This window comes from Notoacmeibacter sp. MSK16QG-6, assembly GCF_024158145.1.
Taxonomy (GTDB): domain Bacteria; phylum Pseudomonadota; class Alphaproteobacteria; order Rhizobiales; family Rhizobiaceae; genus Notoacmeibacter.
Genome location: NZ_JAMYXM010000002.1, coordinates 1 through 17324 on the forward strand (window position 1 = coordinate 1; position 17324 = coordinate 17324).

General features: G+C 57.2%; 17 protein-coding genes, 1 tRNA gene and 1 pseudogene. 11 read left to right on the forward strand and 8 right to left on the reverse strand.

What is annotated here, in order from left to right:
• Window positions 1–226: 226 nt before the first annotated feature.
• On the reverse strand, window positions 227–694 hold the full coding sequence (locus tag NIM86_RS07725) for a DUF2867 domain-containing protein (protein ID WP_253380800.1): 468 nt from the start codon (window positions 692–694) through the stop codon (window positions 227–229).
• Between the two features lie 119 nt (window positions 695–813).
• Window positions 814–898, reverse strand: a tRNA-Leu gene (locus NIM86_RS07730).
• Window positions 899–1033: 135 nt separating this feature from the next.
• On the opposite strand from NIM86_RS07730, the gene lipB reads away from it, so the two are divergent.
• The 3 genes from lipB (at window position 1034) to parE (ending at window position 4465) form a co-directional block, all read left to right on the forward strand.
• Window positions 1034–1780, forward strand: coding sequence for a lipoyl(octanoyl) transferase LipB (gene lipB / locus NIM86_RS07735; protein WP_371872860.1), 747 nt, complete (start codon window positions 1034–1036; stop codon window positions 1778–1780).
• On the forward strand, window positions 1780–2244 hold the full coding sequence (locus NIM86_RS07740) for a YaiI/YqxD family protein (protein ID WP_371872861.1): 465 nt from the start codon (window positions 1780–1782) through the stop codon (window positions 2242–2244). Before lipB ends, NIM86_RS07740 begins: the two co-directional genes overlap by 1 nt.
• Before the next feature lie 154 nt (window positions 2245–2398).
• Window positions 2399–4465 carry a DNA topoisomerase IV subunit B gene (gene parE, locus NIM86_RS07745; protein ID WP_253381951.1) on the forward strand — a complete coding sequence of 689 codons (2067 nt, stop codon included), beginning with the start codon at window positions 2399–2401 and terminating at the stop codon, window positions 4463–4465.
• Between the two features lie 42 nt (window positions 4466–4507).
• On the opposite strand, the gene NIM86_RS07750 is transcribed toward parE, so the two are convergent.
• A complete protein-coding gene (locus NIM86_RS07750; protein WP_253380804.1) occupies window positions 4508–5329 on the reverse strand; it encodes a cell envelope integrity EipB family protein in 822 nt (273 codons plus the stop codon).
• A 67-nt stretch (window positions 5330–5396) separates the two neighbouring features.
• Between NIM86_RS07750 and NIM86_RS07755 the strand changes: the two genes are divergently transcribed.
• From NIM86_RS07755 to NIM86_RS07770, 4 genes are read left to right on the forward strand one after another with little or no spacing between them, the layout of a single operon-like run.
• Complete coding sequence (locus NIM86_RS07755) at window positions 5397–5873, forward strand: RidA family protein (protein ID WP_253380806.1); 477 nt, start codon at window positions 5397–5399, stop codon at window positions 5871–5873.
• 3 nt (window positions 5874–5876) lie between these two features.
• Window positions 5877–6584, forward strand: coding sequence for a glycerophosphodiester phosphodiesterase family protein (locus NIM86_RS07760; protein WP_253380808.1), 708 nt, complete (start codon window positions 5877–5879; stop codon window positions 6582–6584).
• Between the two features lie 31 nt (window positions 6585–6615).
• Entirely contained in the window at window positions 6616–7845 is a 1230-nt protein-coding gene (locus NIM86_RS07765; RefSeq protein WP_253380810.1) for a GNAT family N-acetyltransferase, read from the forward strand.
• A 43-nt stretch (window positions 7846–7888) separates the two neighbouring features.
• On the forward strand, window positions 7889–8329 hold the full coding sequence (locus NIM86_RS07770; protein ID WP_253380812.1) for an HIT family protein: 441 nt from the start codon (window positions 7889–7891) through the stop codon (window positions 8327–8329).
• Between the two features lie 98 nt (window positions 8330–8427).
• On the opposite strand, the pseudogene clpA reads toward NIM86_RS07770, so the two are convergent.
• From clpA to NIM86_RS07785, 3 genes and pseudogenes are all read right to left on the reverse strand, one after another.
• Window positions 8428–10767 (reverse strand): annotated as a pseudogene (gene clpA, locus NIM86_RS07775) (ATP-dependent Clp protease ATP-binding subunit ClpA); the annotation flags it as partial.
• 8 nt (window positions 10768–10775) lie between these two features.
• A complete protein-coding gene (gene clpS / locus NIM86_RS07780) occupies window positions 10776–11150 on the reverse strand; it encodes an ATP-dependent Clp protease adapter ClpS (protein WP_253380814.1) in 375 nt (124 codons plus the stop codon).
• A 220-nt stretch (window positions 11151–11370) separates the two neighbouring features.
• Entirely contained in the window at window positions 11371–11700 is a 330-nt protein-coding gene (locus tag NIM86_RS07785) for a phasin family protein (protein ID WP_253380816.1), read from the reverse strand.
• Between the two features lie 274 nt (window positions 11701–11974).
• Here NIM86_RS07785 and NIM86_RS07790 point away from each other — a divergent pair, with 274 nt between their 5' ends.
• Together NIM86_RS07790 and NIM86_RS07795 are read left to right on the forward strand one after the other, a co-directional pair.
• On the forward strand, window positions 11975–13357 hold the full coding sequence (locus NIM86_RS07790) for a D-alanyl-D-alanine carboxypeptidase (protein ID WP_253380818.1): 1383 nt from the start codon (window positions 11975–11977) through the stop codon (window positions 13355–13357).
• A gap of 66 nt (window positions 13358–13423) precedes the next feature.
• Entirely contained in the window at window positions 13424–13696 is a 273-nt protein-coding gene (locus NIM86_RS07795; protein WP_253380820.1) for a hypothetical protein, read from the forward strand.
• Window positions 13697–13766: 70 nt separating this feature from the next.
• Here the strand turns inward: NIM86_RS07795 and NIM86_RS07800 are convergent, their stop codons facing one another.
• Both NIM86_RS07800 and NIM86_RS07805 read right to left on the reverse strand, forming a co-directional pair.
• A complete protein-coding gene (locus NIM86_RS07800; RefSeq protein WP_253380822.1) occupies window positions 13767–14702 on the reverse strand; it encodes a division plane positioning ATPase MipZ in 936 nt (311 codons plus the stop codon).
• 83 nt (window positions 14703–14785) lie between these two features.
• Window positions 14786–15214, reverse strand: a complete 429-nt coding sequence (locus NIM86_RS07805) for a DUF1489 family protein (RefSeq protein ID WP_253380825.1) — start codon at window positions 15212–15214, stop codon at window positions 14786–14788.
• A 523-nt stretch (window positions 15215–15737) separates the two neighbouring features.
• Between NIM86_RS07805 and NIM86_RS07810 the strand changes: the two genes are divergently transcribed.
• Both NIM86_RS07810 and NIM86_RS07815 read left to right on the forward strand, forming a co-directional pair.
• A complete protein-coding gene (locus tag NIM86_RS07810) occupies window positions 15738–16760 on the forward strand; it encodes a heparan-alpha-glucosaminide N-acetyltransferase (protein ID WP_253380827.1) in 1023 nt (340 codons plus the stop codon).
• A complete protein-coding gene (locus NIM86_RS07815; RefSeq protein WP_253380829.1) occupies window positions 16757–17290 on the forward strand; it encodes an isoprenylcysteine carboxylmethyltransferase family protein in 534 nt (177 codons plus the stop codon). The genes NIM86_RS07810 and NIM86_RS07815 overlap by 4 nt, the downstream gene beginning before the upstream one ends.
• The last annotated feature ends 34 nt before the right edge of the window (window positions 17291–17324 follow it).

Consider the following 17324-nt stretch of genomic DNA (forward strand, 5'->3'; position numbering starts at 1 on the left):
GAACATAAGACCCAGCGCCCCTTCTGGCAAGACCCTAAAACCAGGTTCTCAACAAACCCGGCAGCCCCGCCAGCGATGGGCGGCTTATACGCACCACCACACAAAACCGTCAACACCAAAAATGAAGTTTTTTGCCGTTACCCCGAATTTTTATAAATCGCTGGATTTTCGGCACTTTTCCATACGAAACTTCATCGAATGGCCGAACGAGGAGCGGCCGTTCCTCTCATCCCGCCTGTCTGATGCGGCGCATCGCATCGCGCGTGATAAGCACGTGAAACGGCATGACGGCCGCAAGATAGGCTCGACCGAGCCAATTATGCGGGCGCACCCAGGTCGACATGATGATATCAGAACTTTGCCGATACAATGTGATGCGAAAATCCAGATGCTTGTCATCGAAGCCGAGAACAATTTCGTTCTCGTTTTCATATCTCACCGGAAACATGCCGAACCGGTCCGCCTTAGCGCTCTCTTCGGGTTCCGTCTTAAGCCCAAGCGGACCGACAAGCATATTGCGTAAACGAAGCAATCCCTTCGCCCAAACAGGCATATCGAGCCCGACCGACGCGGCCGTTCGTGCATCGAGCGGCGAAGATACACGATAACCGTCCAGAAAATCGTCCGCGGATACGCGCGAGCAAATGTGGGCACCTTTGGGAAGACTGGCCCGGACAATTCGGCTGTGTGACATGGCTATCAACCAACGATAGACAAGAATGCCGCCATGATGCGCACACGCGATGGTTCGCCGCAAGAGACGGCGACAACGTACCGGCGACTAAGTCTGTCAGTCGGTGATGAGAAGAAATTTGGTGCGGTCGAGAAGACTCGAACTTCCACGGGTTGCCCCACAGCGACCTCAACGCTGCGCGTCTACCAATTCCGCCACGACCGCACTTGCCCGACCAACCCTTGCGGCCCGGCAGGCGGCGATGTAGCAAACTCATATCATGCACACAAGCCTGTCCGACGCGCTTTTTCGCCAGGGTCGTCTCGTGATGTTCACTGCTGCCCGACCGAGCCGGAACCGTTGATGAAACGCGACGAGATTACAATCGATTTCCGACCCCAAAGTCCCGCCGACCCGATACTCTGGCGGGTTCAGCCAGGTCTGACCGAGTACGCTTTCGCCGTTGAGAGAATGGAAGGACTGGCGACAAAGATTGCGAATGGCATGGCGCGCGAAGAAATTTGGCTGGTCGAACACCCGCCTCTTTTCACTGCCGGCACCAGCGCAAAGTCGGACGATCTGATCTGGAAGAATCGTTTTCCCGTCCACTCGACGCGGCGCGGAGGCCAGTACACCTATCATGGGCCGGGGCAACGCGTCGCCTATGTGATGCTGGACCTGAAGCGGCGTCGAACGGACGTTCGCGCCTTCATTGCAGCACTCGAACAATGGATCATCGACACTCTTGCCGAATTCGGATTGCGAGGCGAACGGCGCGATGACCGCGTCGGCGTCTGGATCGTCCGTCCCGATAAACCGCCAACCGTGAATGGTTCGCCAGCCGAAGATAAGATCGCGGCGATCGGTATCCGCCTGCGGCAATGGGTCTCGTTTCATGGCATCGCCATCAATGTGGAGCCCGACCTCTCGCACTATGACGGAATCACGCCCTGCGGCATCAGTGAACATGGTGTCACCAGCCTGGTCGATCTTGGCCTGCCGGTAACGATGGACGATCTCGACCAAGCGCTGAAAGGCACATGCCGTGAACTGTTCGGGCCGCTCGAAAGCACTGCCCCCTGCCCCGATGAACTAGCTGCTTGCTGATGAAGACACCTACCATCTGGGTCGACGCGGATGCCTGCCCTGTTCGATCCGAAATAGAAAAAGTGGCCGAACGCTATGGGCTGAGCGTCGTTTATGTCGCCGCGTCGGGCCTTCGCCCATCGCGTTATGACCTCGCATCGATCAAACTGGTCGGAGGCGGGTTTGACGAAGCCGACGATTACATCGCCGAGAACATCGCGGCCAACGATCTGTGCATCACGGCGGACATGCCCCTGGCAGCCCGCTGCGTAGAACGGAAAGCTCTGGCGCTGACGCCCAAGGGTCGGCTGCTCGATCAGGCCAATGTCGGCGGCGCGCTCGCAGCCCGTAATCTCAGTCAGCACCTCCGCGAGGCGAACCAGAGCCAGACCTATAATGCGCCGTTCGGCAAAGCCGACCGGTCGCAATTTCTGCAGGTGATGGATCGCGCGATCCGGCAGCTTCAATCGACATCGCAAAGCTAGAGTCCGGGAAATTTGCGCTCAAACGGCAAAAAATCCCGGTAATCTAGCGTTTTCCGTGTATAAGCCGTGAACATTGACGGAACGTGCTCGCATGAAACGAATCGGAATGCGAGACTTGAGTGATTCGGGGATCATGTCAGAACGGAAAGCGGCAATGGAAGGCGCGAAGGATCTTTTCAGCGGCGGCTCCGCAAACACTTCGCAACGCCGGTCGACAATCGCCGCGCCGAAGCAGGATAACGCGCCACCAAAGCAGACGACAACGCCCCACGTGCAGCCTGATGGCGTTGAGAGCTATTCTGCAGCCGATATCGACGTTTTGGAGGGTCTTGAACCGGTGCGGCGGCGCCCCGGCATGTATATTGGCGGCACTGACGCCAAGGCGCTGCATCACCTGTTTGCAGAAGTCATCGACAATTGCATGGACGAAGCCGTGGCCGGCCATGCCAGTTGGATCGAGGTCGAGCTGGAATCGTCCGGCCATCTCAACGTGACAGACAATGGACGCGGCATTCCGGTCGATCCACACCCGAAATTTCCGGACAAGAGCGCTCTCGAAGTGATCATGACGACGCTTCACGCTGGCGGGAAATTCGACAGCAAGGTCTACGAGACCTCCGGCGGCCTGCACGGTGTCGGTATCAGCGTGGTCAATGCGCTATCCGACGATCTGACCGTAGAGATCGCGCGCGGGCGGCGCCTTTATCGCCAGCATTATGCCAAGGGCCTGCCGCAGGGTCGCATCGAAGACCTTGGGCCGGTTCAGAACCGGCGCGGCACGAAACAACGCTTCCACCCCGATCCGGAGATTTTCGGCAAAAGCGCGCGGTTCGATCCGGATCGCCTGTATCGCATGGCGCGCTCGAAGGCCTATCTGTTTGGCGGCGTGGAAATTCGATGGAAGTGCGCCCCTGAACTTCTGAATGAAAAAAGTCTCGCAAGCCCTAGTGACACATTCCATTTTCCGAACGGTCTGAAGGATTATCTCGCAGCGTCCATCGGTAAGGACCGGCAGATTACGACCGAGATTTTCGCTGGCCTGAGCGAGAAGAAAAGTGGGCATGGTCGTGTCGAATGGGCCGTTACCTGGCACGGTGGCGACGGTTTCCTGCATTCGTACTGCAACACGGTTCCGACGGCAGAAGGCGGTACGCATGAAGCCGGCATGCGTGCGGCGCTGTCGAAAGGGCTTCGCGCCTATGCGGAATTGACCGGCAACAAGCGGGCCGCCATCGTGACCAATGACGATGTCATGCTGAGCGCGGCTGGCATGTTGTCCGTTTTCATCCGAGAACCGGAATTCGTCGGCCAGACAAAGGACCGGCTTTCGACAATCGAGGCCAGCCGGATCGTTGAAAATGCTGTGCGCGATGCCTTCGACCATTGGCTCACCGCGTCGCCGGCCCAGGCGGACCGCCTTCTGGAATGGGTGATCGACCGCGCTGAAGAACGCCTCCGGCGAAAAAAAGAGCGCGAAGTCAGTCGCAAGAGCGCCGTGCGAAAACTTCGCCTACCTGGGAAACTTGCCGATTGCTCGCAAAATGCGGCGGCGGGCGCCGAACTCTTTATCGTGGAGGGCGACAGCGCGGGCGGCTCGGCCAAGCAGGCGCGTAACCGAACCAATCAGGCCATCCTGCCGCTTAGGGGCAAAATTCTGAATGTCGCTTCCGCCGGGCGAGACAAGACGACCAACAGCCAGCTCATCCAGGATCTCATTCTGGCGCTCGGCTGCGGCACGGGCGCGAAATACAGAGATGACGATCTGCGCTATGAACGGGTCATTATCATGACCGATGCCGATGTCGACGGTGCGCATATTGCGTCACTCCTGATCACGTTTTTCTATCAGGAGATGCCGGATCTTATCCGCAACGGCCATCTCTATCTTGCTGTTCCTCCCCTCTATCGTATGAGCCAAGGCAGCAAAACGTTCTATGCGCGCGATGATGCACACCGGGCCGAGTTGATGGAGACCGTGTTCAAGGGACGTGGCAAAGTCGAAATCGGCCGGTTCAAGGGATTGGGCGAAATGATGCCCAATCAGCTCAAGGAAACGACTATGAACCCGGCGACGCGTACGCTTCTTCGTGTCGGAATCGAATCGGAAGCCGACGAGACTCGGACAACAGTCGATGCGCTGATGGGCACGAAACCCGAAGCTCGGTTCCGCTTCATTCAAGATAACGCGGCCTTCGCTTCGGAAGACATGCTGGACGTTTGAACGCAACCGAAAATCTAGGCGTAATGTCCTACTTCGGACTGCCTATTCGGCTTCGCAAGATGGAGCCTTGAGCGGCTCGAGTTCTACGAGTTTCTGTCGAACGATGAACTCGCCGTAGTCCATTCGAAAGTCGCGCGTTACGCCGTTATCGTAAAGGTCGAAGGAGAGCCGGAACACTGGTTCGTCCTCGCCGTCAGACGGCGAGGCGACATCGTAATAGGACATGGAAACCGGCCAGTAGCTCCCCTCCGCCAACTCGCCCAACGTCTGCGAAATGCTTTCCTCGTTCGCCTGAAGCGGCTCTCCGATCACGATATTGGTCAGCAGAACCTTGTCGCCATCCTCAGTGCCATCGAAAACGGAAGCAGCGTAAATGCGCTCGCCAGCTTTTGCGCGAGCCAGAAGATCCTTCATATGCTCGACCGGAAAAAGGGCATCGGAGAGTTCCAGATTTTTGCGGTCCGGTAGTGACAACGCCACCTTCAGTAAGCCATCGGCAGCGCCGTGCTGCGCCTCGCCCTTCACCTCCTTTTCAAGCTTGTTGTCCGTGAAGGACTGCGTGGCAAAGGAAAAATTGGACTTTGCAGTATCCTCGAATGTGGTGACGCGCTGATCGATCAATTGCCGACCGGCTTCGCTACGAAAGGAAGCAACGGAACGAAATCGAACAGCATAGCCTTTACAATCGTTACCGAGGAACTCGTACACCATACGGCCATCGACGCCGGTAATCCCTGATCGCTCGCTCGCTTCTAGAAGTTCCATATCGTACACGGCCCGGTGAGAAACCAGCTCTCCCGCATTCGCCAGGGCAGAAACAGTCCATCCCGCAAGGGCGATAGCGAAGATACGGCAGAGAATCATGGGCGGCAGTCCTTTTCCATCCTATAGCTCGCCCTATGCTCGCTTTGAACCGGAATTGAGGAACTCTATGACCAACTCGATTGAAGAACGCCTTGCGCAGGCCGGAATAGAATTGCCAGTGCCCGGCGCGCCAGTCGCCAATTATCTGGCGGCCGTACGCGCCGGCGATACACTCTATATATCCGGGCAGTTGCCGCTTCAGGATGGGAAGGTTGCGGAGACGGGCCTGTTGACCGGTGACGGCGATGTCGAGCGCGGCCAGCGCGCCGCACGCCAGTGTGCTGTCAACATCCTGGCGCAGGCGAAAGCAGCGCTTGACGGGTTCGACGCCATCGAACGTCTCATAAAGATCGGCGTGTTTGTCGCCTCGTCACCTGAGTTTGCGAGCCAACATCTCGTTGCCAACGGCGCATCGGATTTTTTAGTCGAAATTCTGGGTGAAACCATTGGCAAACACGCGCGGGCAGCAGTCGGCATGTCCGCCCTACCCCTTGATGCTTCCGTTGAGATCGAAGCGATATTTGCGCTCAAGAGTGACTGCTGATCTGTGGTTGGCGATGTCGCATTTCTGACAGAGCGTCCCATCGCACATCGCGGCCTCCACAATGCAAAGGAGGGGCGGCCCGAAAACACGCTCGCTGCGGCAGAAGCGGCTTTAGATGCCAATTACGCAATCGAATGCGATGTGCGGCTTTCCGGCGATGAAAAAGTCATGGTTTTTCATGACAAGGGTCTGGACCGGTTGACCGGCCAATCGGGCCAATTCGCTGATCTGTCGAAAGATCGGCTGCAAGAACTAAAAGTACTCGGTTCAAACGAGGGCGTCGCGAGCCTCGCCCGGCTGCTGTCGCTTATTAATGGCAGAATGCCGCTCGTCATTGAATTGAAAAGCGATGGCGAAGGGGCGGACCGGCTCGCGCCGGCTATTGTCGAAGTCCTACGCAATGCTCCAGGCAATATCGCCTTGATGAGTTTCTCGCATGACCAATTGCGCCAATTGCGTCAGCTCCTACCGGACCGGCCCACAGGTCTGGTAGCGACCGGGCAAACGACGCAAGACCTCGCCCGCCATTGCCAGATGATCGACGCGGTCGACTTCGTTTCGTTCAATGTGGACGAGTTGGATAATCCGTTCTGCGCCGAAGTGCGCGAACGCAACCTGCCGCTCGTCTGCTGGACGGTCCGTTCAGCCGATCAGGCGCGAAGAGCATATCGCTATTGCGATCAAATCACTTTTGAAGGCTTCCGCCCCTGACGTGAAGCGGTCCTGGCCCCATATTTCTCGCATGATCGACAGCTCAACGAACACACAACACGAAGCCGAGACGTCAACGCTCCGGCTCGTCGAAGGTATGGGAGCCTTCACGCTAGCGGAATGGGAAAGCTTGGGCGGTACAAAACGCGGCAACAGCGATTATAACCCCTTTTCCTCATATGCGTTTCTGTCCTCCTTGGAAGATAGCGGCTGTGTCGATGGCGATACCGGCTGGCTTCCGCGTCACGTTCGGCTCGAAGCCGGTGATGGTGTTTTGCTCGGCGCGGTGCCCACTTATGTAAAAGGCCATAGCCAGGGCGAATATGTCTTCGATCATGGATGGGCCGACGCGCTGGAACGCGCCGGCGGGCGCTATTATCCCAAGCTTCAGAGCTGCTACCCCTTCACACCCGCCACGGGCCCTCGCCTGCTGGTCGGCCACGAAGCTGCCGAAACGAAAAGCCTTCTTGCACAAGGTTTGCGGTCAGCCTGCGATCAGATCGGCATCTCATCGGCTCATGTCACATTTCTTCAAACCGACGACCGGATTGCATTGGCAGAAGCCGGCTTTTTGGAGCGACAGGACATCCAGTTTCATTTTCCCAATCGCGCATACGAAACCTACGAGGATTTTCTCGGCACTCTCGTTTCGCGAAAACGCAAGGCCTTGCGACGAGAGAGACGCGACGCGCTTGCCAATGGCATTGAAATCGAGTGGCTGACCGGGCCTGAACTGACCGAAGAGGTTTGGGACGACTTCCATGCCTTCTATATGGATACGGGCAGCCGCAAATGGGGTCGCCCCTATCTGAACAGGGCATTCTGGTCGCTGATCGGCGAACGGATGGGGAAGGACATTCTGCTCGTGATAGCAAAGCGAGATGGCAGACGAATTGCCGGTGCGATCAACTTTATAGGCGCCGACACGCTATTCGGCCGGCACTGGGGCTGTATTGAGGACCACCCCTTCCTGCATTTCGAACTGTGCTACCATCAGGCCATCGACTACGCGATCCAAAATGGCCTGAAGACGGTGGAAGCGGGTGCACAGGGCGAGCACAAGCTGCAGCGCGGTTATATGCCCGTGCTGACCAGATCGGCGCATTATGTGCGGCACGAGGGTCTCCGCCGCGCCGTGGCAGAGTTTCTCGAGACCGAACGACAGGACGAGGCATCCATCGCTGCATTGCTCGCCGAGCACTCCCCTTATCGACATGATGCAGCGATTGACCGGCTTGGACTCCTTGAGGAAGGCGAGTAACGCCGACAACGCAAACGCCTTGGAACGACCAACGGAGATTGAAATGCTCGAAACCGCGACGGCCTATGATGACAACAATATCTTCGCCAAAATCCTTCGGGGGGAAATGCCGGCGAACCAAGTGTACGAGGATGAACACTGCATTGTCATTATGGATGTCATGCCAAGCGCCGACGGTCATTGCCTGGTCGTCCCGAAATCGCCGTCGCGAAATCTGCTCGACGCCGCTCCGGACGTTCTCGCCCATTTGATCGCGGTGACGCAAAAAATTGCGCGCGCCGCAAAGCAAGCGTTCGAGGCTGACGGCGTTCGCATATCGCAGTTCAATGAAGCCGCTGCCGGGCAAACGGTCATGCATCTGCATATTCATATTATACCGGTAAAAGAAGGCGTTGGCCTGCGCCGTCATGCAGAGGAAATGGCGGATGCCGATCTTCTCAAGGAGCATGCAGCCAAGCTGCGATCGGCTTTAGCAGACAGCTGACAACGGCTACTACGGAAAAAGCCCGGCAGTGCTGCCGGGCTTTTTGTTTTCTTCATGCAATGTTCGAGGGACGTCTAGGCGTCGGAGTCCGACGCGGTCTCCTCCGCGGGACTGTCGCCGCTATCCTTCTTCGGCTTCACCGGCGCATCGTCGGGAATGCTCTCCAGCGCCAGCCCCTTCTTGCCATCCGCCTTGTCCTCGACCGAGACCTTGACGGTGCCGCCGTGCTTGAGCTTCCCGAACAGCACTTCCTCGGCCAGCGGCTTCTTGATGTGCTCCTGAATGACCCGGCCGAGTGGCCGCGCGCCCATCTTCTGGTCATAGCCCTTGTCGGCGAGCCATTCGATGGCATCCGGCGTCAGTTCGAAGGTGACGCCGCGCTCGGTCAGTTGCGCTTCCAACTGCATGACGAACTTTTCGACCACGCGATGGATTACCGGCACAGGCAACGGCCCAAACGGGATAATGGCGTCGAGACGGTTACGGAATTCCGGCGTGAAGAGGCGGTTGATCGCTTCTTCGTCCTCGCCTGTGCGGCGTGACGACCCGAAACCTATTGCCGCCTTGCTCATCTCGGATGCACCGGCATTTGTCGTCATGATGAGAACGACATTGCGGAAATCGATCTTCTTGCCGTTGTGATCGGTAAGTGAGCCGTGATCCATGACCTGCAACAGAATGTTGAACAGGTCGGGGTGCGCCTTCTCGATCTCATCGAGCAACAACACGCAATGCGGATGCTGGTCCACGCCATCGGTCAGCAGACCGCCCTGGTCGAAGCCGACATAGCCGGGAGGTGCACCGATCAATCGGCTGATCGTGTGCCGCTCCATATATTCGCTCATGTCGAAGCGTAGCAGTTCGACGCCGAGCGACGATGCCAACTGCTTGGCCACTTCGGTCTTGCCGACGCCTGTTGGGCCGGAGAAGAGGTAAGAGCCGATTGGCTTGTCAGGCTCGCGCAATCCGGCGCGCGCCAGCTTGATCGAACTCGCCAGCGATTCGATCGCCAGATCCTGCCCGTAAACGACAGTCTTCAGCTCCTTCTCCAGATTTGCCAGAACGGCCTCGTCGTCAGCCGATACGGTCTTCGGCGGAATACGAGCCATCGTCGCAATTGTCGCTTCGATCTGATCGACATCGATCGTATCGACGCGATCATCCTTGGCGAGAAGCTTCTGCGCTGCGCCGGACTCATCGATCACATCGATCGCCTTGTCCGGTAGCTTCCGGTCGGTGATGTAGCGGCTGGAAAGCTCGACCGATGCACGAATGGCGTCATCGGTATAGGCGACCTTATGAAAGTCCTCGAAATAGGGCTTCAGACCGCGCATGATGGCTATGGCGTCATCAAGCGTCGGTTCGACCACATCGATTTTCTGAAAGCGGCGAACTAGCGCGCGGTCCTTTTCGAAGAACTGACGATATTCCTTGTAGGTCGTCGAACCGATGCAGCGTATCGCGCCGGATGACAGCGCCGGCTTCAGCAAATTGGATGCATCCATAGCTCCGCCGCTGGTCGCGCCAGCGCCGATGACGGTATGAATTTCGTCGATGAACAGAATAGCGCCTGGAAACTCTTCCAGTTCCTTGACGACCTGCTTGAGACGCTCCTCGAAATCACCCCGGTAGCGCGTACCGGCAAGCAGCGTTCCCATATCCAGCGAAAACACCGTGTCCTCGGCTAGCACCTCCGGCACATCGCCATCGACGATCCGTTTGGCAAGACCTTCCGCAATAGCCGTCTTACCGACCCCGGGATCGCCCACATAGAGTGGGTTGTTCTTGGAGCGCCGACAGAGCACCTGAATGGTTCGGTCGATCTCCGCGGTCCGACCGATCAGCGGATCGATTTTTCCGTCTCTCGCCTTTTCATTGAGATTGACGCAGTAAGCTGTCAGCGCATCCTGGCCTTTCTTATTGGCGCTCTCATCATCGCCATCGGTCTCGGATGCATCCTCGTTTGCGCCTTTGATGACGCGATTGCCGGTCGCACCGGGTTTTTTGGCAATGCCATGGCTAATGAAGTTGACCGCGTCATAACGCGTCATCTGCTGTTCCTGCAGGAAGTAAGCGGCGTGGCTCTCACGTTCCGCAAAGATGGCGACCAGCACATTGGCCCCGGACACTTCGTCGCGGCCGGAAGACTGGACGTGAATCACCGCCCTTTGGATGACGCGTTGGAAACCGGTGGTCGGCTTTGAATCCTCGTCATAGCCGGTCACCAGATTGTCGAGCTCGTTATCGACATATTCGATTACGGTCTTGCGCAGATCGTCGATATCAACACCGCAGGCCCGCATAACGGCGGCGGCATCCTGATCGTCGATCAAAGCCAGAAGCAGATGTTCGAGCGTTGCATATTCGTGTTCGCGCTCATTGGCGTAAGTGAGCGCATCGTGAATCGCCTTTTCGAGGCTATCGGAGAATGCCGGCATCTAATTCCTCACTTTTTCTCCATCACGCATTGCAGCGGATGTTGGTTCTGATGAGCGAAATCCATCACCTGGGTGACCTTGGTTTCGGCCACCTCAAAGGTAAAGACGCCGCACTCGCCCACACCCTGTGTGTGGACGTGGAGCATCACGCGTGTCGCCATCTCCCGATCCATTTGAAAGAATCGCTCCAGGACATGAATGACGAACTCCATGGGAGTGTAGTCGTCGTTCAGGAGAAGCACGCGATACAGGCTGGGACGTTTTGTCTTGGGTTTGGTGCGTGTGATGACCGCCGTGCCACGGCCCGCACCATCATTGCCGTGATCGGAGTTGTCCTCTGGACCCAGATGAAGCGGACTGTCGATGAAAAGCCCTTGCGTCATGCCAGATGGTGATCCCTGTCGCTGTTTGCCATGGCAAATCAAATAGGTTCTCAGAAGACGCAGTTTAAGCCCCCGCTCTCACCATTCAAGCGTCCTAATCGTAAGATGCATCACATTTGCTTTGAGGATTCCGCACAAATAAAAGCACCCGCCAGTTTCCTGACGGGTGCCCGATTTTTCATCGCCTGTTTTCAGTCAGGCAAGATATCGATAAAGCGGCTTAGCGAGCCTTTGCGACGGCCGTTTCGACCGGCTTGACCATCTCTTTGGCGAGGTCCTGATAAAGCGCGCCGAACTTCTTGCTTTCAGCGACGAAGTTTTCATAGGCAGCCTTGGCATATTCGGTCTGCACTTCGACAGCGCCTTCAACCGATTTCTGGCCCATGAGCTTCTCGAAGAAGGAAGCGTTCATTTCCATCGACTTCTTGGCGTAGTCTGCCGTTTCAGTAGCGATCGTCTGCATGGATTTGGAGACGGCCGATACCGTGGCGAGCTGGCTGTCCATGACTTCCTTGGAGGCGGCGTTGAGCTGTTCAATGTTCTGATACATGGTGTTCCTCATATTGTTCCGGCGTGATGAGACAATTCGCGTCCCCAATCACTTGCCAAACAACTTATTGTGCACTGCACAAAATGTCAAGTGCGTCGCACAAATTTTACGTTGGGTCAGCGTCCCGATCTGGCACAAGCTTCTCATTTTGACGTTTTGCTTAAACGTTTTCTAAAGGACGCCTCGCCTATCAAAAAAGGATGAGAAAGGGTGGCCGATCCCTGTCCCCATCGTGTCGGCCATCGTCCCTACGGTTTGATGTACAGGTGTTGTCTTGCGTTTTACGTCCCCCACCCGCCCCCGATTTCAACGACTGACGATCCTGTCTGGCACGCTCAGCGCCCTGCTCCTTGGTGGAACAGTAGCGGCCGGTGCGGCCGAATATGCGGGCATCGTCATGGATGCAAAAACAGGACAGACGCTCTATTCGCATCAGGCCGACTCGCTTCGCTATCCCGCGTCGTTGACGAAGATGATGACGCTTTACATCACCTTCGAGGCGATGAAAGCCGGCAAGATCGGTAAAAACACTCAAATTCCTATGAGCGCGCATTGCTCGCGCAGGCCGCCGACGAAAATTGGTATTCGTCCCGGCGGCTCAATCAGGGTCGAGCCGGCCATTTTGTCTCTTGTGACGAAAAGCGCCAACGATGTGTCCTGCGCGCTCGGCGAATATTTTGCCGGAAGCGAGGCTCGTTTCGGAAAGGTGATGACCGCAAAGGCTCGTGGGCTCGGAATGTCGAAGACCGTTTTCCGTAACCCTCACGGGCTGCCGGACAGCAAACAGGTCACGACGGCGAGAGACATGGCTCGGCTGGGCATCGCCTTGCGTGAGCATTTTCCAGAATACTACGACTACTTCGCCACCCGCAGCTTTTCATACGGCAAGGCGCGCTACGGCAATCATAACAAATTGCTCGGACACGTCCGCGGTGTGGACGGCATCAAGACCGGCTATACTCGAGCATCGGGCTTCAACCTCGTTTCCAGCGTCAAGGCAGACGGTCGCTCGATCGTCGCCGTGGTTATGGGCGGACGCACAGGCGCATCTCGCAATGCCCAGATGAAAAAACTGATCGCCGGCTATTTGTCCAAAGCGTCGCGTCAGGGATCGGGCAATCTTATAGCTCGCGCCGCGCCGGCAGGCGTTCAGTACGGCATGACCATCGCATCGATCGATCCGTCCGATCTGCCGCTGCCGATGCGCAACCCCGCCTTCCGTCAGCCAGAGGCGATCACCCGATCCAATGCCGTTGTCGCTGTCGCCGCAGCGCCGCAGCTCCCGCCTGCCCCCGTGTCAGCCTATGCCCCGGTGGCGCCGCGTCCACAGCAGATCGTCGCCTCGCATACACCGCCTGAGCCTGTCGCCAGGATCGATACGATCAAGACGTCGTCCACGGTGCCTGGCGCCGGACAGTGGGTCGTGCAGGTGGCTTCCGTCGGCAGCCCCCAACAGGCCAACAGTATGATCGCTTCCATGCAACAGAAAGCATCGTCTCTTCTCGCAAAGCGCCAGGGCTTCACCGTTCCTTTCGTCAAGGACGGCACCGAATATCATCGCGTCCGCTTCGCCGGATTTGATGGAAAGTCTGATGCATGGTCGGTCTGTAAGGGCCTCAAGCGTCAGAAGATCGCCTGCTACGCGGTGCAGCAGTAAATTGGGATCAGAATAGTAAGTCTTCAAAACCTCCCGGTTCGTATTTAGTCGAAGGAGATCGCATCAATGAAGATGCAGCATGCACAGAGCAACGTCACCAAAATCACGTCTGAACCCGCCGGCGACGGATCGCTTAAAAATCCGCATGCTATGCACCCTCTTCGTCGCGCAGCCCGCCATCTTGCCGAGGTCGGCGCGGGTAAGGCCCGCACGCGGGAGATCGTTGGTGTTTTGATGACGCATGCCGCGCGCTCGCGACGCATCGCCCTGCCAGCCGCTTCGATAAGGCTTCGCGTTCAGGGGCCGAGAGGACAGGCTGCAATCGGAATACGCGTTTAAGCTCTACTGCCTACTGCGTGAAACTATAGAAAGCCCGGCGACAATGCCGGGCTTTTTTTGTCTTGGCACGTCACGCCAGGAATTCAGGCACAGGAAATTGCAACGTCTCCGCCCCACACAGCGCCTGTCGCGCGACCAAACGCTGGCGTCCGTCTTCATCTACAGGAAGGCGGAGCATGCGCACCAGTCGCCCAATCTCGCGGCAGGCCGCAAGATGCGAGGGGCTGTTACGTTGACAGACATTCAGTTCATAGAGCGCTTCAGCGTCCATGACAGTGAGACCGAGCGGGAAAAGTTCGCGGTAGACCACTCGCTCCCCTATTCCGTCGGCCAGACGAAATCCCAGTTGCATGGCAAGTTGCCGTAAGCCGCTATCCACCTTGCGCTCATTGCGCGAACTGAAGGTCGACTGACGGTTGCGCACGACGACCCAATCCAGCATGGCCCCATGCATGCGTCGCCGTTCGCGCCGCGCCTGGCGAACCGTATCGGTGTATTGAGAGGTATTTTCCAGCCCGCCGCTGACCGGATCGATCCGTCCGAGAACATCGAAATCCACGAAACTGTCGTTCATCGGCGTGATAAGCGTATCAGCCTGGCTGTGAGCAATATCCGATAGATTCGTAGAAGCGCCTGGCGTATCGACAATGACGATGTCGCAATCGTTTCGCATATCGAGCAGCAACCGGAAAAGGGCGCATCGCTCTTCATGCGCGACATCGCTGACACGATCACGCCGAACAGGCGCAAGCGTCTCGACGCGAGGATGAGCGATGGATAGCGATTTGATGGCAGCGGTCTGGGCGCGATAGGCGAAGAACCGCGCCATGGTCTGCTGGCGAATGTCCAGATCGATGATTCCGACCCGTAGGCCCTTGTTCAGAAGATCTGTTGCGATGTGGAGACCGAGGGTCGACTTGCCGGAACCGCCCTTCTCATTGCCGCATACCAGCAGATGAGCAGGACCATCCTGCCGGGCCTTCCGCGCGCATCGCCAACCGAACATCGTTTCTCCCACTCTCAATAGGTAAACGAACGCTAGAGAAATATGGATAACGAAAAGTTACCTGCCCATGCGCCTTGGATTGGTCAGGCCAGCCCGAGGCTAACGAGTTGTGCCATGAGTTCTGGCGGCACGTCCTCGGCGGCGTCCGCCGACAGATCCGGCGGTGCATCGTCGGCCGGCAAATAACGCCAGCCCTGGAACACGCGACGTGGCACCGGCCGCACCGGATGAAGCACTGGCTCAAGAACGATTCCGCATCGCTTTAGCCCGTCTGCGCCCGAGAGCGGTCGGAGCTCCAGGATACGCTGCCTCACCTGAACCGAGCCCTTGATAACCCAGTAAAGCGATCCGCCATCGAGGATTTCGTCAGCGCGCTTCGGCATCATTCGGGTGGAATGAATTTGCTCGAGTTCAGGACCGCCAGCTCCCTTACCGATGCGGCGGTCAACGCTGCGTTGCAGATCCGCAATGCTGTCGACACCGACACAGAGCTTGATGAGGTGGAGCGCCACTGTAATGGTCCCATCGAACGTCTAAACCGACGGAAAACGCCGGCTCAAAGCCGGCGTTCTCGAAGATCTGTCATTTGGCAGCAAGGCTGCGTTCAGCTGGCTGCTAGAATCGTCGCTTCCGCGCCACCGACAAGCCACGCAACAAAAACGATCGTCGCGAAAGCTGCCACTGCCCAAGCGGTTACGCTCCAGCAGCTCTTCTGGACATTTTCATCCATTCAGAAATGAAACCCCGTTTTTTTAAGTTTCCGACCTACGCTTTCCGTCGCGAAAGCGCCCCCGGCCAGACCATCGATATTATGGTAACGAAATCGTGAACGCAAGTGTCGAGACTTAATTCGGCCACAACTGCGCCGCGCCTCCGCCGAAAAAACCGCGCAAATGCTTGTTTTTCGCCCGCTACGTCATTTCGTCATAGCTGTTACGTTCCCGTCACATTGCCCGTCCCGATTGTCAACCGCCGAAAGCTTGACCGGGAGGGATCGGCCATGGTCTGCCTCTTGTCGAGCAGGCAGGAGCTTCAATGAATTCGACCCCCATCTCCGAACGCATACCGCGGGTCAACACGATCGATGTCGCCCGAACAATCGCGCTGATCGCCATGGCGATTTACCATTTTTCGTGGGACCTGGCGATTTTTGGCTATGCGGAACCGGATCTACCGCAACAGCCTGGGATGATCGTCTTCGCCCGATGCATCGCCGGAAGCTTCATCTTTCTGGCTGGCGTTTCGCTTTTGATCGCGCACGGCAAGAGCGTCCGGTGGAAAGCGTTCTGGAAAAGGTTTTTGCAGATCGCCCTGGCGGCTGTCGCCGTGACAATCGCGACTTTCTACGCCTTTCCAAATGCTTATATCTTTTTCGGGATTCTTCATCTCATCGCCGCAGCTTCGGTTTTCGGACTCGCCTTCCTGAAACTTCATTGGTCCGTTACAGCTGCTGTTGGCGCCTTTTTTCTTGGCCTGCCACAGTTCTTCCGCGCTGAGCTATTCGAGGCCGGTCCCCTTCTGTGGCTGGGCCTGGCCGAGAAGCCACCGGTCTCGAACGACTATGTGCCTCTTTTTCCGTGGTTCGGCATCTTTCTGTTTGGCATCGCTTTCGCGCGGATCGGTCGCGAAAGAGGTTGGTTCCGACGCTTGGCGATGACACGCTTCGATAAGGGCTTGCCGCCATGGGCGGCATTTCCCGGCCGTCATTCGCTGATTATCTACTTGATCCATCAACCCGTGCTTCTCGGCCTCGTCTGGTTGGCGACAATCATTTTTCCACCTGCTGTAACTGTCGAAGACGTTCGCGAACCTTGTGAAAGGACCTGTCTCGCTCAAGCTGACGACGCTCGGTTTTGTACGCGCTATTGCAGCTGCATTCTGGGTGCTATGGAGAGGGAAGGCCTCCTTTACCGTAGCGCGAGGGCTGGCTCGCTCACCGAGCAGCAACTGCGTTTTGTGGATGAGCAACGCGAGCTTTGTGTGAGGGAGGTAAATGCTGATGGAATGGACACGCCCACCGATCCGCAGCCTCCGCTGGAAGAGGTAAGTCCAAGATGAGCCGTCGCAAAACACGTCCGCTACAGACCGAAGGTCGTCAGGAGGATGTTATCGAGGCGAAGGAATCCGGCCCGACCCGGTTTCCCTGGCCGCCAGTCATCGCGCTGATCGCAGGGGTGAGCGCCTATCTGTTAGGACTTCTGTTCACACCTCTTTCTCTCCTGCCACCCTCCTATGCGCCTGTTCTCAAAGCTTTCGGCTGGCTCTTAATCGGAGGCGGCATCGCACTCGACACTCTGGCAATGATAACCTTGCGGCGAGGCAAAACGACTGTCTCGCCTATCCACAGTTCGGCCCGTCTCGTGACGAATGGACCCTACGCTATCAGCCGTAATCCGATTTATCTTGGGAACACACTGATCCTGATTGGGCTGGGCTTCGCGCTAAATAATTTCTGGTTTCCGCTCTTGGCAGTCATCGCAGCCTACGCGGTTACGAAATTACAGATCGTCCCCGAAGAAAAACATCTGGCTGCACGCTTCGGAAAGGGTTGGCGGCAATACAGCAAGCGCGTTTCACGCTGGTTCTAACGGCTCAGAAGAAGGAAAGCGCCGATGAAATTGC